At 72.6% G+C, this 12,301-nt stretch carries 11 protein-coding genes and 1 pseudogene; 9 read left to right on the top strand and 3 right to left on the bottom strand.

The window, feature by feature from the left end; genetic code table 11:
• Nucleotides 1-19: 19 nt before the first annotated feature.
• The 3 genes from K7G61_RS23410 to K7G61_RS23420 are packed head-to-tail and all read right to left on the bottom strand — an operon-like array spanning nucleotide 20 to nucleotide 3,191.
• Entirely contained in the window at nucleotides 20-1,075 is a 1,056-nt protein-coding gene (locus K7G61_RS23410) for a sugar ABC transporter substrate-binding protein (protein ID WP_225848915.1), read from the bottom strand.
• Nucleotides 1,076-1,134: 59 nt separating this feature from the next.
• On the bottom strand, nucleotides 1,135-1,890 hold the full coding sequence (locus K7G61_RS23415) for an SDR family NAD(P)-dependent oxidoreductase (protein WP_225848916.1): 756 nt from the start codon (nucleotides 1,888-1,890) through the stop codon (nucleotides 1,135-1,137).
• Complete coding sequence (locus tag K7G61_RS23420) at nucleotides 1,887-3,191, bottom strand: L-fuconate dehydratase (protein ID WP_225848917.1); 1,305 nt, start codon at nucleotides 3,189-3,191, stop codon at nucleotides 1,887-1,889. The genes K7G61_RS23415 and K7G61_RS23420 overlap by 4 nt, the downstream gene beginning before the upstream one ends.
• Nucleotides 3,192-3,499: 308 nt before the next feature.
• Here K7G61_RS23420 and K7G61_RS23425 point away from each other — a divergent pair, with 308 nt between their 5' ends.
• The 9 genes and pseudogenes from K7G61_RS23425 to K7G61_RS23465 form a co-directional block, all read left to right on the top strand.
• The gene (locus K7G61_RS23425; RefSeq protein ID WP_225848918.1) at nucleotides 3,500-4,180 is read left to right on the top strand and encodes a FadR/GntR family transcriptional regulator; all 681 of its coding nucleotides are present in this window, start codon (nucleotides 3,500-3,502) and stop codon (nucleotides 4,178-4,180) included.
• Between the two features lie 105 nt (nucleotides 4,181-4,285).
• Nucleotides 4,286-5,137: a fumarylacetoacetate hydrolase family protein gene (locus K7G61_RS23430; protein WP_225848919.1), complete on the top strand. Its 852-nt coding sequence runs from the start codon at nucleotides 4,286-4,288 to the stop codon at nucleotides 5,135-5,137.
• Nucleotides 5,137-6,117 carry an aldo/keto reductase gene (locus K7G61_RS23435; protein ID WP_225848920.1) on the top strand — a complete coding sequence of 327 codons (981 nt, stop codon included), beginning with the start codon at nucleotides 5,137-5,139 and terminating at the stop codon, nucleotides 6,115-6,117. Before K7G61_RS23430 ends, K7G61_RS23435 begins: the two co-directional genes overlap by 1 nt.
• Nucleotides 6,117-6,971: an amidohydrolase gene (locus K7G61_RS23440; RefSeq protein WP_225848932.1), complete on the top strand. Its 855-nt coding sequence runs from the start codon at nucleotides 6,117-6,119 to the stop codon at nucleotides 6,969-6,971. The genes K7G61_RS23435 and K7G61_RS23440 overlap by 1 nt, the downstream gene beginning before the upstream one ends.
• Nucleotides 6,968-8,251 carry a nickel-dependent lactate racemase gene (gene larA / locus K7G61_RS23445; RefSeq protein ID WP_225848921.1) on the top strand — a complete coding sequence of 428 codons (1,284 nt, stop codon included), beginning with the start codon at nucleotides 6,968-6,970 and terminating at the stop codon, nucleotides 8,249-8,251. The genes K7G61_RS23440 and larA overlap by 4 nt, the downstream gene beginning before the upstream one ends.
• Before the next feature lie 17 nt (nucleotides 8,252-8,268).
• Nucleotides 8,269-8,946, top strand: coding sequence for a nickel pincer cofactor biosynthesis protein LarB (gene larB / locus K7G61_RS23450; protein WP_225848922.1), 678 nt, complete (start codon nucleotides 8,269-8,271; stop codon nucleotides 8,944-8,946).
• Complete coding sequence (larC, locus tag K7G61_RS23455; RefSeq protein ID WP_225848923.1) at nucleotides 8,943-10,106, top strand: nickel pincer cofactor biosynthesis protein LarC; 1,164 nt, start codon at nucleotides 8,943-8,945, stop codon at nucleotides 10,104-10,106. Before larB ends, larC begins: the two co-directional genes overlap by 4 nt.
• Nucleotides 10,103-11,071, top strand: a complete 969-nt coding sequence (locus K7G61_RS23460; protein WP_225848924.1) for an ATP-dependent sacrificial sulfur transferase LarE — start codon at nucleotides 10,103-10,105, stop codon at nucleotides 11,069-11,071. The genes larC and K7G61_RS23460 overlap by 4 nt, the downstream gene beginning before the upstream one ends.
• A 939-nt stretch (nucleotides 11,072-12,010) precedes the next feature.
• A pseudogene (locus tag K7G61_RS23465) lies at nucleotides 12,011-12,301 on the top strand (hypothetical protein); the annotation flags it as partial.

Here is a 12,301-nt window from a genome sequence, read left to right on the forward strand (position 1 = left end):
ACTGCTGAAGCCTTCCCGGTCAGTGGAGGTGGTTGCCCCACAGGGAGGTGTCGGAGTTCTTGAGGCTGGTCAGCCCGCCGTAGGTGCCGCCGTCGGCCGTCACCAGCGGGGCGGACAGCTGGTCCTCCAGCACGCCGGGCCGCACCTGGATGATGGTGCTGTCGTGGTCGGTCTTGCCCGGCTTGAAGGTCTTCCCGTCCAGGGCCGCCTTCAGGTAGTACAGCGCGTACTTCGCGTACTGGTCGGCCGGCTGCGAGACGGTGGCGTCGATCTTGCCCGCGGCGATGTCGCTGAGTTCCTCGGGGATGCCGTCGTTGGACACCACGAAGACGTGCTTGGGGTCCTTGGGGTCGACGAGCAGACCCTTCTGCTTGAGGACCTGAAGGGTGCCGGACAGCGCGAAGCTCGACTCCATGTACACGCCCTTGATGTCGGAGTGGGCGGTCAGGTCGGTCTGCAGCTTCTGCGCGGCGGTCGCGCCGTCCCAGTTGGTGGCCTCCCCGTACACCTTGATGCCGGGGAAGTTCTGCTTGATGCAGGAGTTGAAGGCCTCGGTGCGGTCCCTGCCGTTGATGGAGGACAGGTCGCCCTCCAGCATGACGACCGCGCCCTTGCCGGCGAGCTTGGTGCCCAGGAACTGGCAGGCCTTCTCGCCGTAGGCCCGGTTGTCGGCCCGGACCACCATGTACACGCTGCCGCTGTCCGGCCGGGTGTCGACGGTGACGACCGGTATCTTCTTGGCCGCGAGCTGGTCCAGGGCGGGGGCGACGGCGGCGGTGTCCTGCGGGGCCATCGCCACGCCCTTGACGCCCTGGCTGATGAAGGTCTGCACGTTGGCCGTGAGCTTGGCGATGTCGTTCTGCGAGTTGGTCGTCTTCAGCGACAGCCCCAGCTGCTTGGCGAACTGCGGGGTGTACTTGATGTAGGAGTTCCAGAAGTCGGTGTCCGAGCGCGGGTAGTCCACGCCGACGACCGTTGCGCCGGACTTGTTGTTGTTGCAGGCGGCGAGCGCGGGAACGGCCGCGACGGCGAGGACGGTGGCCAGGGCGGCGGTTCTGCTGGTGACGAGCTTCATTGCTCTGATCTCCTTGGGAACATGCTGGTACGGGCGGGTGCGGTGGGTCGCGGAGCGGTTCAGGTGCGGGGACGGACGCGCAGGCCGCTCATGCCGCCGTCCACGGGCAGGGCCGTGCCGGTGGTGGAGCCGGACAGCGGGCCGGCCAGGTACGCGATGGCGGCCGCCACTTCCTGGGCGGAGACCAGGCGGCCGATCGGCTGGCGGGCGTTGAGGGCGGCGCGTTCGGCCTCCGGGTCGGGCGCCCGCTCCAGCAGGCGGCCGATCCAGGGCGTGTCGACCGTGCCGGGGTTGACGCAGTTGACGCGGATGCCCTCGGCCACCAGGTCGGCCGCTGAGGCCCGGGTCAGGGCCAGTACGGCGCCCTTGGTCGCGGAGTACAGCGCCCGCTGCGGCAGGCCGGCGGTGGCGGCGATGGAGCAGGTGTTGACCACCGAGGCGGCCGTGGAGCGGCGCAGGTACGGCAGGGCGGCCCGGGTGACGCGGACGATGCCGAAGACGTTGATCTCGAAGACGCGGCGCCACTCGTCGTCGTCGTTGTCCTCGATGGCGCCCTGGGCGCCGATGCCCGCGTTGTTGACCAGGATGTCGATGCCGCCCAGGGCCTGCGCGGCCTCCTCGACGGCCCTGGCCACCTGCGCGTCGGCCACGTCCGCCTTGATGCCCAGCAGCGGCGCCGGGACCTGCTCGGGAGCCAGGTCCAAGCAGGCCACGGACGCGCCGCGTTCGGCCAGGAGCCCTGCGGTCGCCAGGCCGATGCCGGAGGCGCCACCGGTGACGACGGCCTTGAGTCCGGCAAGTTCGGGCGTGCTCATGCGATCTCCTGCTTCCAGACGGTGCCGCCGGGGTAGAGATGTGCGGCGACGGAGTGCTCGTGCAGCTCGGCGCTCAGCCCCGCGGCGGTAGGCGCCAGGTAGTGGCCCCGGCTGATGCGGACCGGGTCGGTGAAGTGCTCGTGGAGGTGGTCCACGTATTCGATGACGCGTCCTTCGGTGGTGCCCGAGACCGCCACGTAGTCGAACATGGCCAGGTGCTGCACCATCTCGCACAGGCCCAGCCCGCCTGCGTGCGGGCACACCGGGACGCCGAACTTGGCGGCCAGCAGCAGGATCGCCACGTTCTCCGTCACGCCCGCGGTGCGGCTGGCGTCCAGCTGCAGGATGTCCAGGGCCTGCGCCTGCAGCAGTTGCTTGAACATCACCTGGTTGTGCGTGTGCTCGCCCGTGGCCACCTTGACCGGCGCCACCGCCTTGCGGACGGCGGCGTGCCCGAGGATGTCGTCGGGAGAGGTGGGTTCCTCGATCCAGTACGGGTCGTACGGGGCGAGCTGCCGCATCCACTCGATCGCCTGCGTCACGCCCCAGGCCTGGTTGGCGTCCACCGCTATGCGGATGTCGGGTCCGACCGCCTCGCGGGCCAGCCGCATCCGGCGGATGTCCTCCTCGACGTTCGCGCCCACCTTCAGCTTGATCTGGGTGAAGCCGTCGGCGACCGCCTCCTTCGACAGGCGCACCAGCTTCTCGTCGGTGTATCCCAGCCAGCCCGGTGTGGTGGTGTACGCCGGGAACCCCTCGGCCAGCAGCCGCTCGGTCCGCTCGGCGCGGCCCGGTTCGGCGCGGCGCAGGATGTCCAGCGCCTCCTCACGGGTGAGGGCGTCCCGCAGGTAGCGGAAGTCCACCAGGTCGACCAGCCGCTCCGGGTCCATCTCCGCCAGCAGGCGCCAGACCGGCTTGCCCTCCCGGCGGCCGTACAGGTCCCAGACCGCGTTGACGATGGCGGCGGCGGCCATGTGGATGACGCCCTTCTCGGGCCCCAGCCAGCGCAGTTGGCTGTCCCCGGTCAGGCGGCGGGAGAACGCTCCGAGATCGTTCAGCACGTCCTCGACCGGCAGGCCCACCACGAGCTCGGACAGCGCCCGGACCGCGGCGACCTCCACGTCGTTGCCGCGGCCCACCGTGAACGCCAGGCCGTAGCCCGACGCCCCCGAGCTGGTCCTGAGGGTGACGTAGGTGCCCGAGTAGTCCGGCTCGGGGTTCATCGCGTCGGAACCGTCCAGGTCCAGCGACGTGGGGAAACGGACATCCGCCGCCTCCACTGCAGTGATCAACTCGGCCATGCGTCCTGGTCCTTCCGCGGTACTTGGCCGTAAGCTGTGCGGCCCTTCGTCGTCACGCACTCCCGCGCATGCGGCGGAGGGAGACCGGCCGTATGAGCCTGCATCCATGACATGGGATGGATTTATAACGGGCGAGTCGAACGCTGTCCAGGGATGGACGGCGGGAATCGTAAGAAACTCCTGGTGACCGGTGAAGATTGCCGCATGGGACAGCGATCGACGCAAGGAGTATTCATCCCACCTCTTCTCAGACATGGGATGACCTGTTAGTCTCGTCGGGCACCAGCAAGGGGAGTGTGGATCGATCGATGTCGCTGACCGACAAAGCCATCGCACGCATCAGGGAGCTCATTCAGTCCGGGGAACTCCTTCCCGGCGCGAAACTGCCGCCGGAACAGCAGTTGGCCTCCGAACTCGGGCTCTCCCGCAACCTGATGCGCGAGGCGGTCAAGGCACTCGTCGTCGCACGTGTCCTGGAGATCCGCCGCGGGGACGGCACCTACGTCACGAGCCTGGAGCCGGAACTGCTCCTGGAGGGCCTCGGCTCGGCCGTGGAACTGCTGCGCGGCGACAAACTGCTGGAACTGACCGAGGTCCGCAGGCTCCTGGAACCGATAGCCACGGGTCTCGCCGCCGGCCGGATCCGCGAGGACGGCCTGGCCGAGGTCAAACACCACCTGGACGCCATGGCGCGGGCCCGCGACGACTCCGAGGTGCTCAACAAGCACGACGCCGCCTTCCACCGCGCCGTGATCGCCTCCGCGGGCAACAGCACCCTGGCCACACTGCTCGACGGCATCTCCAGCCGGACGGTGCGCGCCCGGGTCTGGCGCGGACTGGTGGACGACAAGGCCGGCGACCGCACCATCGCCGAACACCAGGCCATCTACGACGCCCTGGTCGCGGGCGACCGCGCCCTGGCCGAGGCCGCGGCGCTGATCCACATCAGTACGACGGAGCAGTGGCTGCGCGAGCACTTCGACCAGTGACCCGGCCGGACGGCGGCACCCGCCGACGGCCGAGCGGCCCGGAACACCCGAAGCGGCCGGGGCCGCCCGCAGACAAAGCGCCCACAGTCCTTGAGGAGTAGCGAAGTGAGATTTCTCCGTGTCGGTCCGGTCGGCGGCGAAGTGCCCGCCGTACTCGACACCGAGGGCGTGGCCCATGACCTGTCCGCGCTGACCGGCGACATCGACGGCGCCTTCCTGGCCTCCGGCGGACCCGACCGCGTACGCACCGCGCTGGCCGGCGGGGAACTGCCCCGTATCGACCTCGACGGCATGCGGGTGGGCGCACCGATCGCCCGGCCCGGCAAGGTGGTGTGCATCGGACTGAACTACGCCGACCACGCCGCCGAGACGGCCACCGCTCCCCCCGCGGAACCGGTCGTCTTCATGAAGGCACCCGACACCGTCGTCGGCCCCGACGACGAGGTCCTGATCCCCCGCGCCGGCCTCAAGACCGACTACGAGATCGAACTCGCGGTCGTCGTGGGCAGCACCGCCCGCTACCTGGCGAGCCCCGAGGAGGCCGACCGGGTCATCGCCGGATACGCGATCAGCGACGACGTCACCGAGCGGGCGTTCCAGCACGAGCGCGGCGGCCAGTGGGACAAGGGCAAGTCGTGCGAGACGTTCAACCCGCTGGGACCGTGGCTGGTCACCCCGGACGAGGTGGGCGACCCCCAGGACCTGGCCATGCGGCTGTACGTCAACGACGAGCTCCGCCAGGACGGCCACACCAAGAACATGATCTTCGGGGTGCGCCACGTCGTGTGGTACCTGAGCCAGTTCATGGTCCTTCACCCCGGCGACCTCATCAACACCGGCACACCGGCCGGCGTGGCCTTCGGCGCCAACGACTTCCCCTACCTCAGGGCGGGCGACGTGGTGCGGACCGAGGTCGAGCGGCTGGGAACGCAGGCCCACACCTTCGGGCAGGCGTGATGACCGCCTCCGGCGCCGTCCCGGTGGGCGAGCGGGTCCCGCTGGGACGCAGCGCAGTGTCCGTCACCCGCTTCGGGCTGGGCACCGCTCCGCTGGCCGGGCTGTTCTCGGCCGTCGGCGCCCGCCAGGCCGAGGAGACCCTGACCAGCGCCTGGGACGCCGGGATCCGCTACTTCGACACCGCGCCGCACTACGGAGCCGGGCTCGCCGAGGAGCGCCTGGGCCACTTCCTCGCCGGCCGGCCGCGCACCGAGGCGACCGTGTCGACCAAGGTGGGGCGGCTGCTGGTCCCCGGGGACGGCGACGACGACGAGGTGTTCGTCGGCGGCACCGGCCTGACCCGCGTGCGCGACTACAGCGCCGAGGGGGTCTACCGCTCCCTGTCCGAGAGCCTGGCACGCTCCGGGCTCGACGCGTTCGACATCGTCCTGATCCACGACCCCGACGACCATTACGAGCAGGCCTCCTCCGCCGCCTTCCCCGCCCTGCGGCGGCTGCGCGAGGAAGGAGCGGTCAAGGCCATCGGCGCCGGCATGAACCAGAACCGCATGCTTCTCCGCTTCGTCCAGGACGAGGACCCCGACTGCGTCCTCGTCGCCGGGCGCTACTCCCTGCTGGACCGGACCGCCGCGGAGGAACTCCTGCCCGCGTGCGCCGAACGGCAGGTGGGCGTGCTCGTCGGCGGCGTCTTCAACAGCGGCGTGCTGGCGGACCCGCGCCCCGGCGCGACCTTCGACTACGCACCCGCCTCGCAGGAGATCCTCGACCGCGCCCTGGCACTGGCCCGGGTGTGCGCCGACCACGGCGTCCCGCTGGCGGCCGCCGCGCTGCAGTTCCCGCTGCGGCACCCCGCCGTCGCCAGTGTGGTGGTCGGCGCCCGCAGCGCCCAGGAGGTCGCCGACAACGTCGCCCACGCATCCCGGGCCGTCCCCGAGGCCCTGTGGGCCGAACTGGAGAGGATGGGGGAGTACCGACCGTGATCAGGATCGACGCCCACCACCACCTGTGGGACCTGTCCCGGCGTGCGCAAGGCTGGCTGGACGGGCCCGCCATGGCCCCGATCCGCCGCGACTTCACCCCGGCCGACCTGGAAGCCGTGGCCGCCGGCGCCGGCATCGACCGCACCGTTCTCGTACAGGTGCTCGCCGACATCGACGAGACGCGCGAGTTCCTCGTGACGGCCGACGAGTGCGAAACGATCGCCGCCGTGGTCGGCTGGGCCGACCTGACCTCGCCGCGGGTGGCGGAGGACCTGGCCGACCTGCGCGCCGGCCGCGGGGGACACCTCCTGGCCGCGATCCGCCACCTGGTGCAGGCCGAGGAGGACCCGGCGTGGCTCACCCGGCCCGAGGTGCTCGCCGGCCTCAAGGCCGTCGCCGCCCAGGGCCTCGCGTACGACCTCCTGGTGGTCCCGCACCAACTGCCCGCGGCCATCGCCGCCGTACGGGCCGTGCCGGAGCTGACCTTCGTCCTCGACCACATCGCGAAGCCCCCGATCGCCTCCGGCGAGCGCGAACCGTGGGCGGGCCTCATCGCGGAACTGGCCGCCGAGCCCAACGTCCTCTGCAAGCTCTCCGGCATGGTCACCGAGGCCGACCCGGCCCGCTGGACGGTGGCGGACCTGCGGCCGTACGCGCAAGGCGTGCTGGAGGCGTTCGGCGCCTCGCGGGTGATGTTCGGCTCCGACTGGCCGGTGTGCCTGCTGGCCGGCGACTACGACCGTGTGCTGGGCGCCGCGCGGGAACTGACGGACGGGCTGTCCGCCGCGGAACGCGAGGACGTCTTCGGCGGCACCGCGGTGCGCGCCTACCGGCTGGAAGGAGTGGAGCGGTGAGGGTCCGCCTGGCCTACGGTGAGAGCGGGCTCGACATCGACGTCGACCCCGCCGTGACCACGGTCGTCGAACCGGTCCACCACGAGGCGCTGCCCGACCCGGCCGCGGCGCTGACCGCCGCGCTGCGGCAGCCGGTCGCCGGCCCCCCGCTGCGCGATCGGGTCCGTCCCGGCCAGACGGTGGCGATCTCGGTGTGCGACGGCACCCGTCCGCAGCCGCGGCACCTGATGATCCCCGCGGTCCTGGCGGAACTCGACGGGATCACCCGCCTCGACGACGTGGTGATCCTCGTCGCCACCGGCACCCACCGCGGCAACACCGACGCCGAACTGCGGCGGATGCTCGGCGACGAGATCGTCGACCGGGTGCGGGTGGTCAACCACGACGCCCGCGACAGGGACCAACTGGCGTGGATGGGCACCTTCGGCGAACAGGTGCCGGTGTGGCTCAACAAGGAGTGGGCCGAGGCGGACGTGCGGATCACCACCGGATTCGTCGAACCGCACTTCTTCGCCGGCTTCTCCGGCGGCCCCAAACTCGTCGCCCCCGGCCTGGCCGCGCTGGAGACCGTACTCGTCCTCCACGACGCCTCCCGCATCGGCAGCCCCCGCGCCACCTGGGGCATCACTCACGGCAACCCCGTCCACGACGACGTGCGGGCCATCGCGCAGGCCACCGGCGTCACCTTCGCCCTCGACGTGATCCTCAACCGCGACAAGGACATCGTCGCCGCGTTCGGCGGGGACCTGCTCCCCATGCACGCCGCCGCCACCGCCGCCGCCAAACGCATGGCCATGCGGCCGGTCCCGGCACCCTTCGACGTCGTCGTCACGACCAACTCCGGCTTCCCGCTGGACCAGAACCTCTACCAGTCGGTCAAGGGGATGTCGGCGGCCTACCAGGTCGTGAAGCCGGGCGGGACCATCGTGTGCGCCGCCGAATGCCGCGACGGCTTCCCCGACCACGGCTCGTACCGCCAGGTCCTGGCCTCCGCCTCCTCACCGCAGGAACTGCTGCGGACCATCGGGGCCCGCGCGGCCGGCGACACCGTACCCGACCAGTGGCAGGTGCAGATCCAGGCCCGTATCCAGTCCGGCAGCCAGGTGGTGATGGCCACCTCCCACCTCAGCGACGACGAACTGGCCACGGCGCACCTGCGGCAGACCCGGGACGTGTCGGACACCGTCGCCCGCGCCCTGGCCGCCGCCGGACCCGGGGCGCGGCTGTGCGTCCTGCCCGAAGGCCCGCAGACCATCCCCTACCTGGCCGGGCAGTCCTGACCCCGGAAGGAGCCGCCGTGGACACCTCCTACCTCGACCTCGGCTTCGCCCGTGTCGACGTCGACCGCGAGGCCCGGCAGGGCGTGCCCGAAGTCGTCTACGGCCCGGGCAAGACGGCCGGCCAGATCGCCGGCATCGTCACCGCCCTGCTCCACCACAACCAGGGACCGGTCCTGGTCACCCGTGTCGGCGCCGACGTGGCCGAGGCAGTCGGGCGCGAGGTGCCCGGCGGGCACTACGACGCCGAGGCGCGGCTGCTGGCCTGGCGCCCCGCGCCCCAGCGCACCTTCGCACTGGGCGTCGTGGCCGCCGGCACCTCCGACCGGCCGGTCGCCGCCGAGGCCCGCGCGGTCGCCACGACCATCGGCCTGGCCACCACCGCGTGGCACGACGTCGGCGTCGCCGCCTTGGACCGCGTCCTCGCGATCAAGGACGAACTGCGGCGGCAGGACGCGCTGATCGTCGTGGCGGGCATGGAAGGAGCCCTGGCCAGCGTGGTCGGCGGACTCGTGGCCTGCCCGGTGATCGCCGTCCCCACCTCGACGGGATACGGGGCGTCCCTCGAAGGCGTCACCGCCCTGCTGGCGATGCACGCCTCCTGCGCCGCCGGGGTCACCGTGGTGAACATCGACTCCGGCTTCGGAGCCGCGATGGCCGCCCACCGGCTCGACCGAAGCCGGCGGGACCGACCGTGATCTGCTGGATCAACCCCTTCGCGGGCCTGGCGGGCGACATGCTGCTGGCCGCCCTCATCGACGCCGGAGCCCCCGTGGACCGGGTCAAGGAGGCCATCGCCTCCACCGGACTGACCGGGTGGGACCTGACGGCCGAACGCCTCACCACCCACGGCCTGGCCGCGACCCGGGTACGGGTCGAGGTGACCGACACCGCCACGCAGCGCCCGGCGGGCACGCTCCTCGACATGGCCTCCCGGGCCCGGCCGCGGCCGGTAGCGGCGTTCGCCGTCGCCGCCCTCACGGCGATCGCCACCGCGGAGGGCGCACTGCACGGCAGCGACCCGCGCGAGGTCCACCTCCACGAACTCGGCGGCCACGACGCGCTCGTCGACATCGTCGGCATCGCGGCGGCGCTGCACCACCTCGGCGTGACCCAGGTGGTCTGCGGACCGCTGCCGCTCGGCACCGGGCGCACCCGCTCGGCGCACGGCCTCATCCCCGTCCCCGCCCCCGCCACGCTCGAACTGCTCAGGGGAGCGGCCGTGACCGGCACCGACATCCCCGGCGAGACCGTCACCCCCACGGCCGCGGCCGTACTGTCCGCCGCGGCCGCCCGCTACGAGCCGCTGCCGCCCGCCGTGCTCGGCCGCACCGGATACGGCGCGGGCACCCGGACGCTCGCCGACCGCCCCAACGTCTGCGCGGTCACCGTGGCCGAGCGCGCGCCCGCCGGCCGCGAGAGCGTCACCCTGCTGGAGACCAACCTCGACGACGTCACCGGGGAAACGCTCGCCCACGTCCTGCAACGGGCGCTGGACGCCGGCGCGCTGGACGCCTGGGTGACGCCCGCGGTGATGAAGAAGGGCCGTCCGGCGCACATCCTGCACTGCCTGGTCCACCCCGGACAGGCCGACGCCCTGCAGGAGCTGGTGTGGGCCGAGACGGGAACGCTGGGCATCCGCCGCAGCGACATCACACGCACCGTGCTGCCCCGGCACACCGAAGTGGTCGATGTCCGGGGAGCGGCGGTACGCGTCAAGCACGGCCCGCACCGGGCCAAGCCGGAGTACGACGACGTCGCGGCGGCCGCGGCCCGCCTGGGCCTGCCGCTGCGCGAGGTGGCGGAACTGGCCGCGGCCGCCGCGGCCCCCGCGTCCCGCGAGGAGGACGAGTCATGAGCGAGGTGGAACAGGACGAGGCCGCGCTGCTGGCGCAGTTCGACGGCAAAGGCCGGCTCGCCGTGGCCTATTCGGGAGGTGCGGACTCGGCGCTCGTGCTCGCCGCGGCCGTCCGCGCGCTGGGCCCCGCGAACGTCCTTGCCGTCACCGCCGTCTCCGAGAGCCTGGCGTCCGGCGAACTGGAACGGGCCGCGGAACTCGCCGCCGATCTGGACGTCGTCCACCTGACGCCCAGGACCCGGGAACTGGACCGGGACGGCTACCGGGCCAACGGCCCCGACCGGTGCTACTTCTGCAAGTCCGAGGTGCTCGACGCCCTGGCCCGGATCGGCGCCGAGTCCGGCTTCCCCCATGTGGCCACCGGCACCAACGCCGACGACGCGGCCGACCCTTTCCGCCCGGGCATCCGGGCCGGCGCCGAACGCGGCGTCCTCACCCCGCTGCTGAGCGCCGGCCTGACCAAGCAGCGTGTACGCCGGCTCAGCCGCCACTGGTCCCTGCCCACCTGGGACAAGCCCGCCACCCCCTGCCTGGCCAGCCGGGTCGCCTACGGACTGCGGATCTCCGGTCCGCGGCTGGCCCGGATCGACCGGGCGGAGACCGGGGTTCGGGCCAGGCTCGCCGCGGCGGGCGTGGAGGTGGCGGACCTGCGGGTACGGGACCTGGGGGAGGGCAGGGCCCGGATTGAGGTGCCCGGCGGCGTCCTCGCGGCGGCGCGTGAGGTCCCCGGCCTCTTCGACGCGCTCGCCGCCGCCGGGTTCGACGCCGGCGCGGTCGAGCTGGCGGCCTTCCGTTCCGGCGCGCTCAACGACTCACTCGCCCCGGCCCCCGCGGACCCGGGCCCCCGGGACCCGGCTGACGGAGCTGCGGCTGACGGGGCTGCGGTTGACGGGGCTGCGGCTGACGGGGCTCGGGCCGACTGGGCTCCCGCCGCCGGTGACCGCGTCGGCGGGCACGCGAAGTAGCCGGAACCCGCCGGGTGCGAACGGTACTTCACCCCGTACCGGGTCAGGAGCCTTGACAGCGCCTTGACGCTGGTGCAGCGTGTGTGTTCCCCAGGACATCCCATGTCGCTCCCGGACGGGAGCCGTCGGACTGGGGCGCGCGATGACGTTAGCGCTCACAAAACGGGAGGCCCATCTGCTCTCTGCGCCGCCGAGTCGCCGTACCGGCAACCCGCCCGCCGCGTCGGCCTTCCGCCGGGCCGGACTCCGCCCCCACGAAGGGAGAGGCCGCTGAACAGCCACTTCAGCCGACCTTTGCGGCCGACAGGCGAGTTGGGTCCAGCCGGCCGGACCAGCTCGCCCCCCACCGCCGGACGAGCCGCGACGAAGCGCACGCTCCCATGACGCCGGATCTCCGTTTTCCCTGACCGGCCGCAGGCCATCCCCCCACTCACGCAAGGAGAACGATCCCTCATGCGCCTGCTCAACGGCTCGTACCCCCTGACCGACGCGGCTGCGGGCCGCGCACGGCGGACCCGCCGCGGGCGGACCGCCCACCGCGCGCGGGCCCGGGCCCGGGACACGGGCGGCGGAAGCGACCGCCGGGGGACGTCCGGGTGACCTGAGCGCCGGGCCGGGCGGACACCGCCGCCCGGCCCCACGGTCGCTCCCGGCCGCGTCGGGGCACGGCACCCCGCGCGGCCGGGACGCGCGGGACCTCGGCGCACGCCGCCGACGTCGCACGCATCCCGCCTCCCTGCGAGTGGAGCGTGCGACGGCGCCGAGGTCCTCCTCCCCGACGGTCTCCGGCACATCGCGGCACGCATGCACGTAGGCACGCACGTACGCACGCACGCACGCACGTAGGCACGCACGCCACGTCCCGGACGCCGCCCGGACATCGGCCGGCCCGGGGCGAGGCCCCGACCGTCCCCGCTGATGACAAGGAGATGTGTGCACATGCCACAAGCGCAAACCCCATGGACGGCGCCCGGCGCCGCCGGGACCGGCCGGGAGAGGCCCGGATCACCTCACCGGTCGCTCAGGGTCCTGCTGGCCGCGGTCGTGGCCGTCGCGGGCCTGCTCGCCGCGATGCTGGCGTTCCAGCCGGCGTCGGCGGCGGACAACCCGAACCGGTTGACGGCGGCGGGGGACAATCCGTATCAGCGGGGTCCTGATCCGACGTTGGCCAGTGTGGCGGCGTCGAAGGGTCCGTTCGCGACGGCGCAGGTGAGTGTGGCGCCGGGCAAC

The sequence above is a fragment of the Streptomyces sp. HPF1205 genome, assembly GCF_020400825.1.
Taxonomy (GTDB): domain Bacteria; phylum Actinomycetota; class Actinomycetes; order Streptomycetales; family Streptomycetaceae; genus Actinacidiphila.

Excerpts from the sequence above, each read along its gene's own strand:
- K7G61_RS23410 (WP_225848915.1), bottom strand. The coding sequence starts at position 1,075 with ATGAAGCTCGTCACCAGCAGAACCGCCGCCCTGGCCACCGTCCTCGCC.
- K7G61_RS23415 (WP_225848916.1), bottom strand. The coding sequence starts at position 1,890 with ATGAGCACGCCCGAACTTGCCGGACTCAAGGCCGTCGTCACCGGTGGC.
- K7G61_RS23420 (WP_225848917.1), bottom strand. The coding sequence starts at position 3,191 with ATGGCCGAGTTGATCACTGCAGTGGAGGCGGCGGATGTCCGTTTCCCC.
- K7G61_RS23425 (WP_225848918.1), top strand. The coding sequence starts at position 3,500 with ATGTCGCTGACCGACAAAGCCATCGCACGCATCAGGGAGCTCATTCAG.
- K7G61_RS23435 (WP_225848920.1), top strand. The coding sequence starts at position 5,137 with ATGACCGCCTCCGGCGCCGTCCCGGTGGGCGAGCGGGTCCCGCTGGGA.
- K7G61_RS23460 (WP_225848924.1), top strand. The coding sequence starts at position 10,103 with ATGAGCGAGGTGGAACAGGACGAGGCCGCGCTGCTGGCGCAGTTCGAC.